A 16,573-nucleotide genomic window follows, 5' to 3' on the forward strand; every position below is an offset into this window, starting at 1 on the left:
GGCGGTCCCTGGGAGCCCGCCGAGGTACCCGCCCGCATCGCGCAGGCCGTCCGCGCCTACATGTACACCGCCCAACTCGCCTACGGTGCATTCGATTTCGCCGAGGACGAGGACGGCACCTGGTGGTTCCTCGAGTGCAACCAGGGCGGACAATTCGGCTTCATCCAGCTGGAGACCGGACAGCCCATCGCCGAAACCGTCGCCACCTGGCTCGCCTCGCCCGCCACGGGGTGATGCGGTATTTCCCGCGCCCCAGTCGGGACATCTGTATGAGGTAACGGGCTGTCACCAGCCGATAGCCGCCGACTGACACGCGCGAGACGAGGGAAGCGAAGCGCCGCCAACGCCGGCGCCCAGCGCCTCTACGAACGCCGCGGCCTGCGCCCGGTCCCCGTCCACTACGCCCGCTTCGCGGCGTCATCCTGCCTTTCGGGTGGCCGGCGCCCCGGCACGGACTGCCCCTAACCCCATCATTCGGCCGGCATCACACGCCGCGGTCCCTACCGGAACAGGGGGGCCACAGGGGATGCGATTTCCCAAGATGTCAGCGATTCGTCGCACAGGCCTCACCCCGGGATTTCGTGGATCGGCCTTGGGCCTTCACAATCACCCCGTGACCTTCCCCGTCCTCCACCGGACTCGGTCCTGCCCGGGTGCCGGAGGTGTGGGGTGGGCGCTTTCGGATGAGTGAAGGAGATGATCTCCCTTCGAGGAGGCACGTCATTGGAAGGAAGGCTGGCCATGACGGCGGACGCGCGCACTGAGGTCGAGAAATTCATCCTCGGAGACCGGTTCTCCTGCCTGGCGGGTCGCTCCGCCTGGCGCCAGGGCGGCATCACCCACCGGCACTACGACCTGCTGGGGGGCGAGGAATCCGCCCGGCTGATGGCGCTTGATCTCGCGGAGTTCGTCGGATCGGCGAACTGGAGCGCTCGGACGTTCACCAGCTTCATCGCGACCTTCGCGCAACCCCGCGGTGTGGATGAGCTGCGGTTCGAAGAGCTTCTCTGGCAGCAGCTGCAGCTGCTCCACGAACAGGACACGCAAATCCACCGCTGGGCCGAGGGCTATTCGTCGGATCCCCAGTCCAACGACTTCGCGTTCAGCGTGGCCGGCCATCCCTTCTTTGTGATCGGCCTGCACGAGACACACCGCCGGTGGGGCCGTCGCCCTCCCTTCCCGATGCTGGCCTTCAACTCCCATGAACAGTTCGACCGGATCAAGGGAGCCGGGATGTGGGACCGGCTCGCGGAGAAGATACGCAAGCAGGACATCAAGCTGCAGGGCGACATCAATCCCAATTTGCTCGAATACGAGCAGCTCTCCGAGGCACGCCGCTACTCCGGCCGCCCCAAGCCCGCCGATTGGCAATGCCCCTTCGCCGCCCGCGAAACGGAGCAAGAGCGTGAGCTGACCGTGTCGAGGGTCTGAAGGCCACAGCGCTTTTTGGCCATCTCCGCCTGAGCACGCAGCATGACCCCGCGCTGTCAACTCGCTGTGAAATACGGCTCATTCATCCTGCATATCGGGCAAAGACTTCGCTCGATGACGTCTCGCATGGTGGGATAAGCCGAATGCGACCCCCCACACGCATATCTCCGCAGGACAATCCGTATCCCGACAGCGACCGCCCGCCCAATCCGTACCACGAGCTTGCCGGGCTCGCGGATCCGGAGGACGACGTCCTGGGCCTCGGGCTCACAGTGGACGAGGAGGAGTACTCGGACGACTGGGTTCCGCCCAACCACAGGCGGACGAAGCGCGGCCGCGGCAGAGCCGCCAGGGTGCCGTTGGTCGTGAAGGCGGCCGTGACTCTGCTCGTCTGCGCGGTGTTCCTGACGGTCGCGGACCGCTGGGCCGTGCTCTATACGGAAAACCGGGTCCAGGAAAAGCTGAAGCACTCCCTCCGGTTAGAGGCCGAGCCGGAGGTGACGGTTCACGGTTTTCCCTTCCTTACCCAGGCGTTCGACAAGCATCTGGACCATGTGGACGTCACCATCCCGGATGTCGCAGCGGACCGGGTCTCCCTGGCGAAGGTGGAGGCCACGGCCCGCGACATCCGCCTGGCCGGTACGTCCCCCACCTCGATCAGCGGCGCGGTGGTCAGCCGGATGCAGGGCCAGGTGCTGCTCTCCTTCGACGACCTCGACCGCGAACTCGGCGCCTCCCAGGTGCGCTTCACCAAGAGCGGGCACGACTCGGTGCTCGCGACCGGCAAACTCCCGGTCGCAGGCCACGAGCTGCGCATGCGGGCCGAGGCCCGTATCCAGCGCGTCGGCGGCCGCGGCATCGAGACCGACGTCACCGGCATGCGGCTCGAAGTCGGCGACATCGCCACATACGAGCCGGGCCCGCACTCCGGGTTACGGCTCACCCGCAAGGCGGCGGACCGGCTGCGCCGGGACGTGGCTCAGGCGAAGGCCCTGCTGTCCGTGCCATCGCTGGCCAAACGCTTCGGCGTACCGTCGTGGGCCATCGAGAAGACGCTGCGGAGCGAGGATCGGCTGCGCGAGGTCACCGGCTCACCGCGCTTCGTGGCCGACCTGATGCGGCTGAATCTGGTCGATGTCGTCGCCGAGCACCCCTGGCTGCTGGAGAAGATCGGCATCAATCCGGCCATGATCTCCGGCCTGATGAAGGTGGCGCAGCCGCAGCTGTCGGACCGGCTGTCGCTGTCCTTCGAGCTGCCCGAGGTCCCCGGTTACGTACGGCTGCAGAACATCACGGTGCAGCACGACGGGATCCGGGCCGACCTGTCCGGAATGGACCTGCCGTTCGGCCAAGCGGCCGGTTCGCAGCAGGGGAAGGGGCAGAAGGGCAAGTGACGTCCGCCCGAATCAGGATCCGCTGCCGGTCGTCTGTCTCGGCGGGGCACATCGGTGCGCCTCCTTATGGGGGCTGGGGCCCCTCAGCGTCCCAGGCGGTGGGTAAACGGTGGGTCAGCTGCCGCCGTCGCGCAGCTCGTCGAGGATCTGCTTGATGTCGTCGCTTCCCGCCCGCCCTGTATTCGGGGCGGGCCCCAAACCCGCGCGCCGCGACCGCGGGGCGGGGCGACCCCAGCGAGGGGACGGGCCGACCTGAAAAGGGGCGGGTGGGCAAAAGCTCTGCGCGCCGACGGCGCGCAGAGGGGAGCCGCAGGACGCGGGAACGGCAGGGCTCGCTCGGCCGCGCAAACAGCCGCGCAAACAGAAGCCGGGGCCGGCGCAGCGGGGGCGCAGCCCCACCCCCTCAGGCGCGGAGCGGCCCGACCGGCGTGGGATCCCCCTGCCGGGGGCCAGGGGCGTCAGCCGCACCCGCAGGAGCGGCGGACCACCAGCCTGGCGGGGAACTGCTTCAGCCGCTCGCGCCGCGAACCAGCCACCCGCAGCCCGTCGTCCAGCACCAGATCAACCGCCTCGCGCGCCATCGCCTCGCGGTCCGAGGCCACCGTCGTCAGCGGCGGATCGGTCAGCCCCGCCTCCTTCACATCGTCGAAGCCGGCCACCGCCAGCTCCCCCGGCACATCGATCCGCAGCTCGCGCGCCGCCCGCAGCACCCCGATGGCCTGGTCGTCCGTCGTGCACACGATCGCCGGCGGCCGCTCCGGCCCGGACAGCAGCCGCAAAGCCACCTGGTAGGCGTCGTAACGGTTGTACGGGGCCTGGAAGAGCCGCCCCTCCGTCGACCGCCCGGACTCCTGCATGGCCCGCCGCCAGCCTTCGACGTGGTCGGTGACCGGGTCGCCGACCGTCGGCGTCGACTCGACACCGCCGAGGCAGGCGACGTACGGGTGCCCGTGCTCCAGCAGGTGGCGGGTCGCGAGCTGCGCGCCGCCCACGTCGTCCGTCACCACCGCCACGTCCTCGATGGCCTCCGGCCGCCGGTGCAGCAGGACGACCCGCGCGTCCCAGGCGTCGATCTCCGCGGCCGCGTGGTCGCTGGGGCCCTGGCTGACCAGGATCAGACCAGCGACCCGCATCCCGAGGAAGGCGCGCAGATAGTGCACCTCGCGCTCGTCGAGATAGTCGGAGTTCCCGACGAGGACCATCTTTCCCCGCTCGGCGGCCGCCCGCTCCACCGCGTGTGCCATCTCCGCGAAGAACGGCTGCCGAGCGTCGGGAACGATCATTCCTATGAGGTCGGTACGACGGCTCGCCATCGCCTGCGCGACCCGGTCGGGCCGGTAGCCCAGCTCCTTGATCGCGGCGAGGACACGCTCGCGCGTGGCCGGGGCGACCGGCCTGGGTCCGTTGTTGATGACGTAGCTGACGACCGCGGTAGAGGTCCCCGCAAGCCGTGCCACATCGTCACGCGTCACCTTCGCCACGCGCGAAGTCTACGCGGGCTGACTCACCCCTCAGCCGGGCGTCCGGCAGCGGCTTCCAGACCGTCCCGTGCCGCGGCGCTCTCCGCGGCGCGCTTCTCGCCCCGCTCCTGCGCGCGGGCGGCCTCCTCGGCGGCCCGCTCGACCTTCTCCGGCACCACGAACCGGTAGCCGACATTACGGACGGTTCCGATCAGCGATTCGTGCTCCGGCCCCAGTTTCGCCCGCAGCCGCCGCACATGGACGTCGACCGTCCGCGTACCGCCGAAGTAGTCGTAGCCCCAGACCTCCTGGAGCAGCTGGGCCCGCGTGAACACCCGGCCCGGGTGCTGCGCCAGGTACTTCAGCAGCTCGAACTCCTTGAAGGTCAGATCCAGCACCCGCCCCTTGAGCTTGGCGCTGTACGTCGCCTCGTCGACCGACAGATCGCCGGTGCGGATCTCCATGGGGCTGTCGTCGGTGGTGAGCTGCTGACGGCCGAGCGCCAGCCGCAGCCGCGCCTCGACCTCGGCCGGACCGGCCGTGTCCAGCAGGACGTCGTCGATGCCCCAGTCGGCGGTGACGGCGGCCAGCCCGCCCTCCGTCACGACCAGGATCAGCGGGCAGCCGGGCCCGGTGGAGCGCAGCAGCTGGCACAGGGAGCGCACGTGCGGCAGATCGCGCCGGCCGTCCACGAGGATCACATCGGCGCCCGGGGTGTCGACCAGGGCCGGCCCCTCCGCGGGTGCCACGCGCACGCTGTGCAGCAGCAGGCCGAGCGCGGGCAGCACCTCGGTGGAGGGCTGCAGGGCGTTGGTGAGAAGCAGCAGCGAGCTCATCGACGAGCCCCTTCCGCCATGGGGTCGTATTCGCCTGTTCGAATCGTACGGTTATGCACGCTTCGCTTGCCCATGACGTCGGTCCCTCCTCGGTCCCCGAGAGGACATCTACCGGCTGCCTCGTACTCGTCACGGCCCCGCGCCCTTGAGGCCGCCAGCGCTCACGTGCGCAAGGTGCGCTTGAAAGCACAAAAGGACCCGGGGGCAACGCTGCCCGGATCCTCTTCCCAGCAGAATAGCCCACATGACTACCGGACCGGCGGCCGAATCCTTGCGATCGCGTGTTCCCTTGATCACGTCGAGTGGCCGCACCGCGGTGCGCCGGGTGGTGCTGCTGACCGATGACGGCGTGCCGATCGAGGCGGCCTACCAGCCGTACGCGTCCGGCTCGGGCGACCCCGCGACGGACCCGGTGATCGTGCTGGCGCACGGCTTCACGGGCTCGCTCGACCGGCCGGCGCTGCAGCGCGCGGCGGCGGTGTTCGCGCAGCGTGCGGCTGTGATCACGTTCTCCTTCCGGGGGCACGGGGGCTCCGGCGGCCGGTCCACCGTCGGCGACCGGGAAGTCCTCGACCTGGCGGCCGCGGTCGGCTGGGCGCGCGTGCTCGGCCACCGCCGGGTGGCGACGGTCGGCTTCTCGATGGGCGGCTCGGTCGTGCTCCGGCACGCCGCGCTCTACGGACCGAACGGCCCAGCGGCCGGTCCGTCGCACGGGGGGCGCATGGAAGCGCACACCAACGCAGTTGCGGCAGTGAGCGCCCCCGCGCGGTGGTTCTATCGCGGCACCGCGCCGATGCGGCGGCTGCACTGGGTCGTCACCCGCCCGGCCGGGCGCCTGGTCGGCCGTTACGGGCTGCGCACCCGGATCCACCATCAGCACTGGGATCCGGTGCCGCTGTCGCCCGTCGAGGCCGTGCCGCTCATCGCCCCGACGCCGCTGCTGATCGTCCACGGCGACCGGGATCCGTACTTCCCGCTCGACCACCCGCACTCGCTGGCGGCGGCCGCCGGCGGCGCGGCGGACCTGTGGATCGAGCCGGGCCTCGGCCACGCGGAGAACGCGGTCGACGACGCACTTCTGACCCGCATCGGCGCCTGGCTCACCACCTGATCGAGGCCCGGGGCCGGACACGCCATCATGGAGGGCGGCACTCGCGCCGGGTGCCGGCTGGACAACGACAGGAGCTGCCCATGGCCGCAGCAGGGACGATTCGCTACTGGGCCGCCGCCAAGGCCGCCGCGGGGACCGCCGAGGAGCCGTACGAAGCGGAGACACTCGCCGAAGCCCTCGAGCTGGCGCGGCAGCGGCACGCCGCACGCCCGGAGTTCGCGCGCGTACTCGTCCGCTGCTCGTTCCTCGTGGACGGCGACCCAGTGGGGACGCGCAGCCATGACACGGTCAAACTGGCCGAGGGTGGGACGGTCGAGGTGCTCCCGCCGTTCGCAGGAGGGTGAGCAGCATGACCGGGCAACCGCCCTACGGCCCCTACGGCCGGCAGCACGCGCAGGGTCCGTACGACCCGCACGGCCCGTACACCGGCAACGGCCAGTACGACCCGTACGCACAGCCGCAGCAGCAGCCGGCGCAGCAGCGCCCATACGACCCCTATGCCGCCCTTCCGCCCGAGCAGCCCGCGGCAGCGACGGCCACCGCGCCCCCTCCCAGCCGGCGTCCCCTCACCGCCGCGCAGCGCGCCCGGGCCGAAGGCCGGTCGCCGATCATCGCGCCCGGTCTGCAGCCGGCCCTGCTGACCGCCGCTCTCGCCGCGCTGCTGGCGCTCACCGCGGCCCTCGCCCGCCCAGCGCTCGCGGTCGCCGTGGTCGTACTCCAGGCCGTGACCGCCGCCGGCTGGTACCGGCTGAACGGCATGTGGCCCGCCCGCCAGGGCATCGCCCTTGCCTTCGCGGGCGGTGTCACCACCGATATCGCACTGCTCGCCACCGACCGCCAGTACGCCCCCACCGTGTCCCTCGGCACGCTCGGCATCTGGTGCCTGCTGGTGCTGATCCTGCAGCTGCGCAACCACAGCACGCCGGACGAGCGCCTGTACGCGCTGACGGCCGGTGTCGCCTCGACCGCCCTCACCGTCCTCGCCGCGGGCCATCTGGCCGCCTTCGCGGTCTCCTCCGGCGCCGTCGTCATCGGGGCGGCGGCCGTGGCCGTGGCGACCCTCGCCCGCGCCCTGCCCCTGCCGTCGCTCCTCTCCCCCGCCGTCGCGCTGATCGCGGCCACCGGCGCGGGCATCGGGGCCGGACAGCTCACCGGCGCCGGTGCCTCGGGTGCGCTGCTGGGCCTTGCGGCCGGCGGCTGCGCGCTCATCGGCCTTCGCGTGGCGAGCTACGACTACCCGTCCCGCTTCGTGCACATGACGGCCGGAGTCGCACTTCCGCTGGCGGCCGCCGCGCCGGCGGTCTACGTACTGGGCCGGGCAATCGGATGAATGTCCGGTTAGGCTCACCGCGACCAGGGGCCTCGACCGGGCCCGTCCCACACCACGACCGACACGTGCCTGACCCCAGGGACACCACGTGCCTGACACCGTGACCGACAGCGTTGGGGGACCTTCGTGCGTGCACTGCGCATCATCCTGATCGTCGCCGTGGTATTCGGCGGGCTGTTCGTGGCCGCCGACCGCCTCGCGGTCCATCTGGCCGAGTCCGAGGCGGCCGACAAGATCCGCAGCACCCAGGGCCTGAGCGGCACCCCGGAGGTCTCGATCAAGGGCTTCCCGTTCCTGACCCAGGTCGTCCGAAAGGAGCTGGACGAGGTCGAGGTGCACCTCGACCAGGCCACGGCGAGCGCGGGCGGCCAGTCGATACGGATCGCCGAGATGACCGCCGATCTGCACGACGTACGGATCGGGAACAACTTCTCCTCCGCGACAGCCGACCGCGCCACGGGCACTGCCCGCATCACGTACGGCGATCTGACGAAGGCCGCCCCCGATGGTGTCTCCGTCGCCTACGGAGGCACCGACAAGGCGGGCAGGCAGCAGGTGAAGGTCACCACGCGGGTCACCGTCCCCGTCTTCGGCCGCACCTTCGAGCGCACTGTGCTCAGCACGGTCAGCGCCGCCGGGGGCAACACGGTACGGCTGCGGGCCGGCGCGGTCCCGGGTGGCCAGATCCCCGGGCTGGAGCGGCTCGTGCGCGGCAAGATCGACTTCGATCGGCAGATCAGCGGCCTGCCGGCGGGGCTGAAGCTGGACAAGGTCGAGGTGACGAAGAGCGGCGTGGTCATCGGCGTGACCGGCGACCGCGTCGAACTCGCGGGCTGACGGAAGCCGACGAAGCGGCGTTTTTGCGCTCGGCTCGCCTCCGGGCGCTTACGGCCCCGCCCCGCGGCTCGCTCGCGGTGTCCCCGGAGGCAGAGCTTCCGGGACCGGGCGTCCGTAGGGCGAGACAAGCGCGTCCGCCACTCAGAAGCCCGTCTCCCGGCGCGGCCCGGCGGCACCGCGCGCCTGTCGGCCGCCCGGGTCGTCGTCCCGCATCGCGGACGATCGCATCTCAAAATACGACACACCGATGACACGCCCGCTGTCGCTCCCTACGATCGGACCCATGAAGCGACAGGCGGATCTCACGAAGCGGCGGGCAGTCGACCTGTGCCGTGTCGCCGCCATGCTCTGTCGCCCCCTCTGAGCGGGAGTCCCGACTTCCGCTTCTGCGGCCCTCGCCCAGGGCCGATCCGCTCCACGCGGCGGCGCGATGAGCCGCGTACCCGTGCCCGTACCGATGCGAACCCTGCGCGAGCAAGTGCCCACCGGCGCCTCGCGCATCCGCAACGCCCCCGCAACTGCCCCGGAGGAGAAGAATCATGAGCCGCAGTGACGTCCTGGTTGACGCCGACTGGGTCGAGGCCCACCTCGACGACCCGAAGGTTGTCATTGTCGAGGTCGACGAGGACACCTCGGCGTACGACAAGAACCACATCCGCAACGCCATTCGCATCGACTGGAAGAAGGACCTCCAGGACCCGGTGCTGCGTGACTTCATCGACCAGGCCGGCTTCGAGAAGCTGCTGTCGGAGAAGGGCATCGCGAACGACGACACCGTCGTGCTCTACGGCGGCAACAACAACTGGTTCGCCGCGTACGCCTACTGGTACTTCAAGCTCTACGGCCACGAGAGCGTCAAGCTCCTCGACGGCGGCCGCAAGAAGTGGGAGCTGGACTCCCGCGACCTGGTGGCCGAGGTCCCGACCCGGGCCAGGACCGAGTACAAGGCCAAGCCGCAGGACTCCTCGATCCGCGCCTTCCGCGACGAGGTCGTGGCCGCGATCGGCAACCTGAACCTGGTCGACGTGCGCTCCCCCGACGAGTTCAGCGGCAAGCTGCTCGCCCCGGCGCACCTCCCGCAGGAGCAGTCGCAGCGTCCGGGCCACATCCCGACCTCGGTCAACGTCCCGTGGTCGAAGAACGCCAACGACGACGGCACCTTCAAGTCCGACGAGGAGCTGAAGGCCCTCTACGAGAACGAGGGCGTCGACCTGTCCAAGGACACCATCGCGCTGTGCCGGATCGGTGAGCGCTCCTCGCTCACCTGGTTCGTGCTGCACGAGCTGCTCGACCAGCCCAACGTCAAGAACTACGACGGCTCCTGGACCGAGTACGGCTCGCTCGTCGGCGTGCCGATCGAGCTCGGCGCCAACAAGTGACCTGACCCCATCCCCCCCCCGCAAAGGAAGACCCATGTGTGGAGCACAGGCCGGCGGTCCGGCACTCGCCGGAATCGACGTGGCACGCGAGACGATCATCCAGGGTTCGGTGACCCGCGACGGCGAGCCGGTCTCCGGCTACGTCCGACTCCTCGACGGCACCGGCGAGTTCACCGCCGAGGTCCCCACCTCGGCGACCGGACAGTTCCGCTTCTTCGCGGCCCCGGGCACCTGGACGCTGCGTGCGCTGGTGCCGGGCGCGACTGTTGACCGTACGGTCGTGGCCCAGCAGGGCACGCCGGCCGAGGTCGCCATCGCCGTCTGACGGCGGGCGGCAGGGCGGCAGCCGTCGCCCACCGCATACGGCTGGAGGGCCGCACCCGGGGTTGGACGCCTCGGCGGGGTGCGGCCCTCTGCGCTTGCCCGGCGCCCTGCCGGCGCGGGGCTCCGGTCGTACGCTGGAGGTATGTACGAGCGGCGCCGGCGCCGGTACTTCGCGCTCATGGGGCTGTGCCTGGGACTCTTCGTCCTGGGATGGGGAGTCGTGCGCCTCTGGTCGGTGCCTGCCGCCGTCGCGATGTGCGTGGTCGCCATGGTCATCCCGCCGTTCGCGGCGATCGTCGCGAACCGGCGCGGGCCCGACGACCGGTGGTGGGACGACCCCTCGGGCGACGAGGAATCCGACCGCTGGTGGGATGAACTGGACGGCAAGCGCCGCTAGCGCCCGCAGGCGCCGTGCCGTAGCCCGTGGGCCTCAGTAGACCAGGGCCTGGGCGCCGTCCGATGTCGCCTCGCTCACGAAGACCTGCGCACCCGCGATCCGCACGCCCTCCAGCGTGTCCTTCTCCGTGATCTCCCGCCGCGCGGCGCACTGCGTGCACAGCGTGACGCTGCCGCCCGTGAGAATCGCGTCCAGCAGCTCCGGCAGCGGCGCCGCGTGCGGCAGCTCGAACTGAGCCGCGCGCCCCGGCAGCGCGAACCAGGAGGACTCGCCGGTCAGCCAGAGCGAGACCTCCACCCCGCTGGCCACGGCCACCGCGGCCACCGTGAACGCCTGCGAGCACCGCTCGGGCGCATCCGCACCCGCCGTCACCTTGATCACGAGCTTCTTCGCCATGCGCTCACTCTAGGTCGCCCGGCGCACATCACGATCGTCCCGCGACGCATGAGCGGCCCGCCCCGTGCTCCCCCACCGCGGTGACCGCACCCCACGCGGGAGTCTCCCGGGCGCCAGGCCGCTCAGCCTCCGAAGTAGACTCGGCAGCGGTCCGTACCCCACCCTCCGTCCGAGGAGCGCGCTCGTGCTTGAGGTCTTCTTCACCGCCCTGCTGGTCCTGGTCTGCGTCGGCGTTGTCGGGTTCACCGGCCTGACCGTGAAGAAGCTGTTCCAGGGCCAGCGCTGACCTACGTACCTCCGAACGCCAGAGATCGTCTGAATTCATGATCGAGATCCCGTCCGACCTGAACCCGGACCTCGTCCCGCTCGCCTTCCTCCTGGGCAACTGGGAAGGGGCCGGAGTCTTCGACTTCCCGGGCCACGAGAAGTGCAACTTCGGCCAGGCAGTCACCTTCAGCCACGACGGCCGGGACTTCCTCGAGTACGTCTCGCGTACCTGGGTGCTCGACAGCGAGGGCAAGAAGGTCCGCCCGCTGGAGACCGAGACCGGCTACTGGCGCATCGACAAGGAGCGCCGGGTCGAGGTCGTCATGGTCCGCGACCAGGGCATCGCCGAGGTCTGGTACGGCGAGCTGGCCGACAAGAAGCCGCAGATCGACCTGGCCACCGACGCCGTGGCCCGCACCGCCGCCTCCGAGCCCTACTCCGGCGGCAAGCGGCTGTACGGCTACGTCAAGGGCGACCTGATGTGGGTCGGCGAGAAGGCCACCCCCGAGATCCCGCTGCGCCCATACATGTCCGCGCACCTGAAGAAGGTCGTCGACCCGCGCGAGTGGGCCAAGGACCTGGGAGACCTGCCGGACGACGGCATCGCCTTCTTCAAGTGAATCGTGATCAGTTGCAGACAGGGGGCCGGTCCACCCCGGCTCCCTTGGTATCTGCACACCCGGGCCATTAACAATTTCTCGCGCAGTGCACTGCGCTTGCTTCGAGGGGTCGAGTAGACACTACTGTCATCTCAACAGCGCTGAGTGAGCGGGGAGTTCACAGGCGCTCCAAGCGTGCAACGCCCCCGGCCACACTATGGGTGACCGGGGGCTGAAAAGCCGTGCCCCGGGTGGCATGCACAGCAGAGGCGAACCCGGGGCTTTCACTGCTCAGCATACCGCGATGACACGATCCTGCTGCTGGTCGTTGCGCGAAACCCTGGCAGACCTACTGATGAGAGGGCCGACCGGGCCGGGCAGGGATTGACGTTCGGTCCACGGAGCCCCCCGTCGGACTCGGCCTCCTACACTGGCCGTGTGGCGACCACCGACTGGCAGAGCGACCTCCGCAAGCGCGGGTACCGGCTGACTCCGCAGCGCCAGCTCGTGCTGGAGGCCGTGGACAAGCTGGAACACGCGACACCCGACGACATCCTCAACGAGGTGCGGCGCACGGCGGGCGGAGTGAACATCTCGACGGTGTACCGGACCCTGGAGCTGTTGGAGGAGCTGGGCCTGGTCAGCCACGCCCACCTGGGCCATGGCGCGCCGACGTACCACCTGGCGGACCGGCACCACCACCTCCATCTGGTCTGCCGGGACTGCAAGGAAGTGATCGAGGCCGATGTGTCGGAGGCGGCGTCCTTCACCGCCCACCTGCGCGAGACCTTCGGCTTCGAGACCGATATGAAGCACTTCGCGATCTTCGGGCGGTGTGCCACGTGCTCGGCGAAGACCTTGGCCGCCGAGTCCGCTCCGAAATCCGATGAGGAGCGCCCCGACGCCGAGTCGTAGGCTTATCCACATGCTGCGACCTTCACCCGCGAGCCCCCTGCTGTCGCTGCCCGGTGCGGTCTCCGCCGAGGCCCCGGACGAAGGCGTCGCCGCGCACTACGGCGACCTGTTCCGCGAACAGCGCGCGCTCGCCGACGGCACCGGCTTCGTGGATCTTTCGCACCGCGGAGTGGTCACGGTCAGCGGACCCGACCGGCTGAGCTGGCTGCATCTGCTGCTCACCCAGCACGTCAGCGAGCTGCCGCCCGGGCAGGCCACCGAGGCGCTGATCCTCTCCGCACACGGGCACATCGAGCACGCCCTGTATCTGGTGGACGACGGAGAGACGACATGGGCACATGTCGAGCCCGGCACCCAGGGTGATCTGATCGCCTACCTGGAGAGCATGAAGTTCTTCTACCAGGTGGAGGTGACGGACGCGACGGCCGACTACGCGGTCGTCCATCTGCCGGCGGGTTCGATCACGGACGTACCGGAGGGCGTGGTCGTACGGGAGACCGCGTACGGACGCGATCTGTTCCTGCCCCGCGCCGACCTGGAGTCCTTCGCCGCGGCGAACGGCCCGGCGATCGGGATCCTGGCGATGGAGGCGTTGCGTGTGGAAGCGCACCGTCCGCGCCTGGGGCTTGAGACCGACCACCGGACCATCCCGCACGAGCTGGGCTGGCTGCATACGGCCGTCCACCTGGACAAGGGCTGCTATCGCGGCCAGGAGACGGTGGCGCGCGTCCACAACCTGGGGAGGCCGCCGCGCCGGCTGGTCTTCCTGCACCTGGACGGCAGCGAGGTGAAGCTGCCGGCGCACGGCGCGCCAATACGGCTCGCGGAGGAGGGCGTGGAGGGGCGCCAGCTGGGGTTTGTGACGACGTCCGCGCGCCACCACGAGCTGGGCCCGATCGCCCTGGCGCTGATCAAGCGGAATGTGCCCGTCGATGCGGCGTTGATCGCGGACACGACGGCCGCGGCGCAGGAGGTCGTGGTCGAGCCGTAGCCCTGACGGGCGGGTGATCACACCTCGATCAGTACCGTGAACGGGCCGTTGTTGGTGAGCGAGACCTTCATCTGCGCTCCGAACCGGCCCGTTTCCACCTGCGCACCGAGCGCGCGCAGCTGTGCGACGACCTCGTCCACGAGCGGCTCGGCGATCTCGCCGGGCGCGGCCGCGTTCCAGGTCGGCCGACGCCCCTTGCGCACGTCACCGTAGAGAGTGAACTGGGAAATCACCAGGAGGGGCGCATCCAGGTCGGAGCAGGATTTCTCGCCCTCGAGGATGCGTAGCGACCAGAGCTTGCGTGCCAGTTGAGCCGCCTTCTCCTCGGTGTCCTCATGGGTGACCCCGACCAGCACACACAGTCCCTGGCCAACGATCTCGCCGACGGTTTCTCCGTCCACGGTGACCCTGGCCCCGTCCACTCTCTGCACCACAGCACGCATACGGACCATGATGCCCTGCACCCGTCCGGGTCCCATCAGCTGCGGTGACCATGCATATGTGGCATGTGCAGTGGCACGATGCATGCGGGCGGTGCGCACCTCGGCCACCTGGCGCCGCACCGGACGAGGGGACGGAACACGTATGAGTACACCTGGCGCCGGAGAGACCTCCAGCCCCGCGCCGACAGCCGGGATGACGGCGACCGCCGCCGCGACCGCGACCACCGCTTCCGCGGCCGCGACCAGCCCGGCCGCAAGCAGCTCCGCGGCGAGCACACCGTCGCGGCCGCCGTCGCAGCGGACGGCCTCGCCGGCCGGCGGTGCGCAGCCCGACCTGCGCACCCTGCGGCTCCCCGAACTGCGCACGCTGCGCCGTCAGTCGCAGCAGGAGGAAGCCGACCTGAGCTATCTGCGGCGGCTGCTCCAGGGCCGTATCGACATCCTGGCGGCCGAGCAGACGCAGCGTAAGTCCCCGCAGTCGCCGGTGGTCGCGGGGCCACCGGTCCTGGACCGGCTGTCGGAGATCCTCGCCGACGCACCGTCGCAGATCCGCTCCTCGGCCCGGCACGTCACGGTGGGCACCCCGCACAGCGAGGAGTACCGGCAACTGGCCGAGGACATGCTGGCCGAGGTCGAACTGTCAGACCTGGCGGCCCGTACGGACGTTGAGTTGCACCATGCGATGGGGCGGCTGGTGCGCTACGAGCAGCAGATCTCACGGCGGCGGCAGCAGTTGCAGCGGACGGCGGACGACTGCAGCTCCGAGATCGCCCGGCGGTACCGGGCGGGCGAGGCTCAAGTGGACGACCTGCTCGCCTGACGGACACCGCGCAAGCCGTCCCGAGCCGCGGGAAGGTTTGACGGAAAGCGGGAGCAGGCCCGGAAAAATTCGCGCGACCATCGCGCGGCGGGGCTCTAGCGTGACCGCATGAGCCTTGAAGTCCGTACGATCACCGACTCAGATCTGCCCGACTGGCTTCGCGCGATGTACACCGGTTTTCTCCGGCCGCCGGAGATCGGGGAGGAGGAGGTGGCCGCGCGGCGGGCTTACGGCTTCGAACCGGCCCGTGCGCAAGGGGCGTTCGACGCGGGGCGGTGTGTGGGTACGTACCGCAGCTTCGCGCAGGAGCTCTCGGTGCCCGGCGGCGCGGCGCTGCCCGCGAACGCGGTGAGCAATGTGACGGTCTCCCCCACGCACCGCAGACGCGGCCTGCTGAGCCGGATGATGGCCGAGGACCAGGCGCAGGCCAAGGAGCGCGGCGATGTGGTCTCGACGCTGATCGCCGCGGAGTACCCCATCTACGGGCGGTACGGCTTCGGCCCGGCCACCTGGATCACCGAGTGGGAGATCGATGTGCCGCGCGCGGGCCTGGATCCGCGCTGGTCGGGCCCGCAGGACGGGGGGCGGGTCGATCTGGTCGACGCGGTGGACGTACGGAAGCTGGGGCCGGAGCTCCACGACCGGCTGCGGGAGTCCCGGCACGGGGTGGTCAGCCGCGCCGAGCACGACTGGCGCCGGGCGACCGGCGCCCTCCGCTTCCCCTCCCTGCCGTGGACCGCGCCGTACTACGCGCTGTACCGGACGGCCGACGACCGGGTCGACGGCCTGCTGGCGTACACCGTGGACGACCGGTGGGAGGCGAAGCTCCCGCAGAACACGGCATCGGTCTTCGATCTGCTGGCGGTTTCGCCGGCGGCGGAGCGGGCGCTGTGGCATTTTCTGATGTCGATCGACTGGGTCACCAAGGTCGCCACCGGCCACCGCGCCCCCGACGACCTGCTCCCGCTGTTCCTCCCCGACCCGCGGGCCGCCCGCGTCACCGCGCACGCGGACTACCTGTGGATCCGGCTCCTGGACATCCCGCGTGCCCTTGAGGCCCGTACGTACCCGGTCTCCGGCTCGCTGGTCCTGGACGTCCACGACCCGGCGGGCCTGGCGGGCGGCCGCTTCCGGCTGGACGCCACTCCGGACGGCGCATCGTGTACGGCGACCACTCAGTCGCCGGACCTGGTGCTGGGGGTCGGCGACCTGGGGGCGCTCTACCTGGGCGATGAGTCGGCGACCCGGCTGACGGCGCTCGGCCGCGTCACCGAGGAACGCCCGGGCGCGGCGGCTCTGGCGGACACCCTGTTGCGTACCCCTCGTCGACCATGGTGCCCCGACACCTTCTGACGGACGCCGTGCCCCTGACGCCGATCGCCAAAGCTGTACATCATCAACCGGCGCCATGCGCGGTTTGGGATGTACCGCGTGGTGCAGCGGCCGGTAGGAGTGAGGCGAGTGGACGGCGCAGAGGGTGCGGAGGGGGCGGAGAGACGATCTTGCGCTCTTCCACGGGCGGTTGGGCCCGGGGGCCGTGAGCCGCAGGTCTCAGAGCGGTTTGGGCGTTCGGCTTCGTGGACCGGACTCAGCGATGGATCGACTCCATCGCGGCACCCTGGCCCACGAAGCGATATCCCGGC

The 16,573-nt window shown here is 70.4% G+C and carries 18 protein-coding genes and 1 pseudogene; 15 read left to right on the forward strand and 4 right to left on the reverse strand.

All coding sequences use genetic code 11. From position 1 onward, the window contains the following. From ACY34J_RS27600 to ACY34J_RS27610, 3 genes and pseudogenes are all read left to right on the forward strand, one after another. A pseudogene (locus tag ACY34J_RS27600) lies at window positions 1-234 on the forward strand (ATP-grasp ribosomal peptide maturase); the annotation flags it as partial. Between the two features lie 507 nt (window positions 235-741). Next, on the forward strand, window positions 742-1,431 hold the full coding sequence (gene gntA, locus ACY34J_RS27605) for a guanitoxin biosynthesis heme-dependent pre-guanitoxin N-hydroxylase GntA (protein WP_462729384.1): 690 nt from the start codon (window positions 742-744) through the stop codon (window positions 1,429-1,431). A gap of 143 nt (window positions 1,432-1,574) precedes the next feature. Then, the gene (locus ACY34J_RS27610; protein ID WP_462729383.1) at window positions 1,575-2,825 is read left to right on the forward strand and encodes an LmeA family phospholipid-binding protein; all 1,251 of its coding nucleotides are present in this window, start codon (window positions 1,575-1,577) and stop codon (window positions 2,823-2,825) included. Between the two features lie 458 nt (window positions 2,826-3,283). On the opposite strand, the gene ACY34J_RS27615 is transcribed toward ACY34J_RS27610, so the two are convergent. Both ACY34J_RS27615 and ACY34J_RS27620 read right to left on the reverse strand, forming a co-directional pair. After that, the gene (locus ACY34J_RS27615; RefSeq protein ID WP_462729382.1) at window positions 3,284-4,306 is read right to left on the reverse strand and encodes a LacI family DNA-binding transcriptional regulator; all 1,023 of its coding nucleotides are present in this window, start codon (window positions 4,304-4,306) and stop codon (window positions 3,284-3,286) included. Between the two features lie 23 nt (window positions 4,307-4,329). Continuing rightward, entirely contained in the window at window positions 4,330-5,121 is a 792-nt protein-coding gene (locus tag ACY34J_RS27620; RefSeq protein ID WP_462729381.1) for a response regulator transcription factor, read from the reverse strand. Window positions 5,122-5,365: 244 nt separating this feature from the next. Between ACY34J_RS27620 and ACY34J_RS27625 the strand changes: the two genes are divergently transcribed. The 7 genes from ACY34J_RS27625 to ACY34J_RS27655 all read left to right on the forward strand — a co-directional run bounded on the left by ACY34J_RS27625 (window position 5,366) and on the right by ACY34J_RS27655 (window position 10,499). After that, window positions 5,366-6,232 (forward strand): alpha/beta hydrolase family protein, encoded by an 867-nt coding sequence (locus ACY34J_RS27625; protein ID WP_462729380.1) that lies wholly within the window; start codon window positions 5,366-5,368, stop codon window positions 6,230-6,232. An 80-nt stretch (window positions 6,233-6,312) separates the two neighbouring features. Further along, window positions 6,313-6,576: a MoaD/ThiS family protein gene (locus tag ACY34J_RS27630; RefSeq protein WP_462729379.1), complete on the forward strand. Its 264-nt coding sequence runs from the start codon at window positions 6,313-6,315 to the stop codon at window positions 6,574-6,576. A 5-nt stretch (window positions 6,577-6,581) separates the two neighbouring features. Then, the gene (locus ACY34J_RS27635) at window positions 6,582-7,562 is read left to right on the forward strand and encodes a hypothetical protein (protein WP_462729378.1); all 981 of its coding nucleotides are present in this window, start codon (window positions 6,582-6,584) and stop codon (window positions 7,560-7,562) included. 126 nt (window positions 7,563-7,688) lie between these two features. After that, a complete protein-coding gene (locus ACY34J_RS27640; RefSeq protein ID WP_462729377.1) occupies window positions 7,689-8,399 on the forward strand; it encodes an LmeA family phospholipid-binding protein in 711 nt (236 codons plus the stop codon). Window positions 8,400-8,938: 539 nt separating this feature from the next. After that, window positions 8,939-9,778 carry a sulfurtransferase gene (locus ACY34J_RS27645; protein WP_462729376.1) on the forward strand — a complete coding sequence of 280 codons (840 nt, stop codon included), beginning with the start codon at window positions 8,939-8,941 and terminating at the stop codon, window positions 9,776-9,778. 34 nt (window positions 9,779-9,812) lie between these two features. Next, entirely contained in the window at window positions 9,813-10,103 is a 291-nt protein-coding gene (locus tag ACY34J_RS27650; RefSeq protein WP_462729375.1) for a DUF1416 domain-containing protein, read from the forward strand. A gap of 141 nt (window positions 10,104-10,244) precedes the next feature. After that, window positions 10,245-10,499, forward strand: a complete 255-nt coding sequence (locus tag ACY34J_RS27655; RefSeq protein WP_462729374.1) for a DUF3099 domain-containing protein — start codon at window positions 10,245-10,247, stop codon at window positions 10,497-10,499. A gap of 33 nt (window positions 10,500-10,532) precedes the next feature. Here ACY34J_RS27655 and ACY34J_RS27660 read toward each other — a convergent pair whose 3' ends face one another. Next, the gene (locus ACY34J_RS27660) at window positions 10,533-10,895 is read right to left on the reverse strand and encodes a DsrE family protein (protein WP_462729373.1); all 363 of its coding nucleotides are present in this window, start codon (window positions 10,893-10,895) and stop codon (window positions 10,533-10,535) included. Between the two features lie 323 nt (window positions 10,896-11,218). On the opposite strand from ACY34J_RS27660, the gene ACY34J_RS27665 reads away from it, so the two are divergent. The 3 genes from ACY34J_RS27665 (at window position 11,219) to ygfZ (ending at window position 13,667) form a co-directional block, all read left to right on the forward strand. After that, on the forward strand, window positions 11,219-11,782 hold the full coding sequence (locus ACY34J_RS27665) for a heme-binding beta-barrel domain-containing protein (RefSeq protein ID WP_462729372.1): 564 nt from the start codon (window positions 11,219-11,221) through the stop codon (window positions 11,780-11,782). A gap of 417 nt (window positions 11,783-12,199) precedes the next feature. Then, window positions 12,200-12,676 carry a Fur family transcriptional regulator gene (locus tag ACY34J_RS27670; RefSeq protein ID WP_462729371.1) on the forward strand — a complete coding sequence of 159 codons (477 nt, stop codon included), beginning with the start codon at window positions 12,200-12,202 and terminating at the stop codon, window positions 12,674-12,676. Between the two features lie 10 nt (window positions 12,677-12,686). Next, on the forward strand, window positions 12,687-13,667 hold the full coding sequence (ygfZ, locus tag ACY34J_RS27675; RefSeq protein ID WP_462729370.1) for a CAF17-like 4Fe-4S cluster assembly/insertion protein YgfZ: 981 nt from the start codon (window positions 12,687-12,689) through the stop codon (window positions 13,665-13,667). Between the two features lie 17 nt (window positions 13,668-13,684). On the opposite strand, the gene dtd is transcribed toward ygfZ, so the two are convergent. After that, the gene (gene dtd / locus ACY34J_RS27680) at window positions 13,685-14,110 is read right to left on the reverse strand and encodes a D-aminoacyl-tRNA deacylase (RefSeq protein ID WP_462729369.1); all 426 of its coding nucleotides are present in this window, start codon (window positions 14,108-14,110) and stop codon (window positions 13,685-13,687) included. 142 nt (window positions 14,111-14,252) lie between these two features. On the opposite strand from dtd, the gene ACY34J_RS27685 reads away from it, so the two are divergent. Further along, window positions 14,253-14,930 carry an RsiG family protein gene (locus ACY34J_RS27685; protein ID WP_462729368.1) on the forward strand — a complete coding sequence of 226 codons (678 nt, stop codon included), beginning with the start codon at window positions 14,253-14,255 and terminating at the stop codon, window positions 14,928-14,930. A 108-nt stretch (window positions 14,931-15,038) separates the two neighbouring features. After that, complete coding sequence (locus ACY34J_RS27690) at window positions 15,039-16,283, forward strand: GNAT family N-acetyltransferase (protein ID WP_462729367.1); 1,245 nt, start codon at window positions 15,039-15,041, stop codon at window positions 16,281-16,283. Window positions 16,284-16,573 lie beyond the last annotated feature (290 nt).

Source organism: Streptomyces sp. HSS9-12 (assembly GCF_054963655.1).

Bases quoted from the DNA above. Each gene is read 5' to 3' on its own strand.
- ACY34J_RS27685 (WP_462729368.1), top strand. From the start codon at position 14,253: ATGAGTACACCTGGCGCCGGAGAGACCTCCAGCCCCGCGCCGACAGCC.
- ACY34J_RS27665 (WP_462729372.1), top strand. From the start codon at position 11,219: ATGATCGAGATCCCGTCCGACCTGAACCCGGACCTCGTCCCGCTCGCC.
- ACY34J_RS27690 (WP_462729367.1), top strand. From the start codon at position 15,039: ATGAGCCTTGAAGTCCGTACGATCACCGACTCAGATCTGCCCGACTGG.
- ACY34J_RS27610 (WP_462729383.1), top strand. From the start codon at position 1,575: ATGCGACCCCCCACACGCATATCTCCGCAGGACAATCCGTATCCCGAC.
- ACY34J_RS27650 (WP_462729375.1), top strand. From the start codon at position 9,813: ATGTGTGGAGCACAGGCCGGCGGTCCGGCACTCGCCGGAATCGACGTG.
- ygfZ (WP_462729370.1), top strand. From the start codon at position 12,687: ATGCTGCGACCTTCACCCGCGAGCCCCCTGCTGTCGCTGCCCGGTGCG.
- dtd (WP_462729369.1), bottom strand. From the start codon at position 14,110: ATGCGTGCTGTGGTGCAGAGAGTGGACGGGGCCAGGGTCACCGTGGAC.
- ACY34J_RS27630 (WP_462729379.1), top strand. From the start codon at position 6,313: ATGGCCGCAGCAGGGACGATTCGCTACTGGGCCGCCGCCAAGGCCGCC.
- ACY34J_RS27645 (WP_462729376.1), top strand. From the start codon at position 8,939: ATGAGCCGCAGTGACGTCCTGGTTGACGCCGACTGGGTCGAGGCCCAC.
- ACY34J_RS27635 (WP_462729378.1), top strand. From the start codon at position 6,582: ATGACCGGGCAACCGCCCTACGGCCCCTACGGCCGGCAGCACGCGCAG.
- ACY34J_RS27620 (WP_462729381.1), bottom strand. From the start codon at position 5,121: ATGAGCTCGCTGCTGCTTCTCACCAACGCCCTGCAGCCCTCCACCGAG.
- ACY34J_RS27655 (WP_462729374.1), top strand. From the start codon at position 10,245: ATGTACGAGCGGCGCCGGCGCCGGTACTTCGCGCTCATGGGGCTGTGC.
- ACY34J_RS27660 (WP_462729373.1), bottom strand. From the start codon at position 10,895: ATGGCGAAGAAGCTCGTGATCAAGGTGACGGCGGGTGCGGATGCGCCC.
- gntA (WP_462729384.1), top strand. From the start codon at position 742: ATGACGGCGGACGCGCGCACTGAGGTCGAGAAATTCATCCTCGGAGAC.
- ACY34J_RS27625 (WP_462729380.1), top strand. From the start codon at position 5,366: ATGACTACCGGACCGGCGGCCGAATCCTTGCGATCGCGTGTTCCCTTG.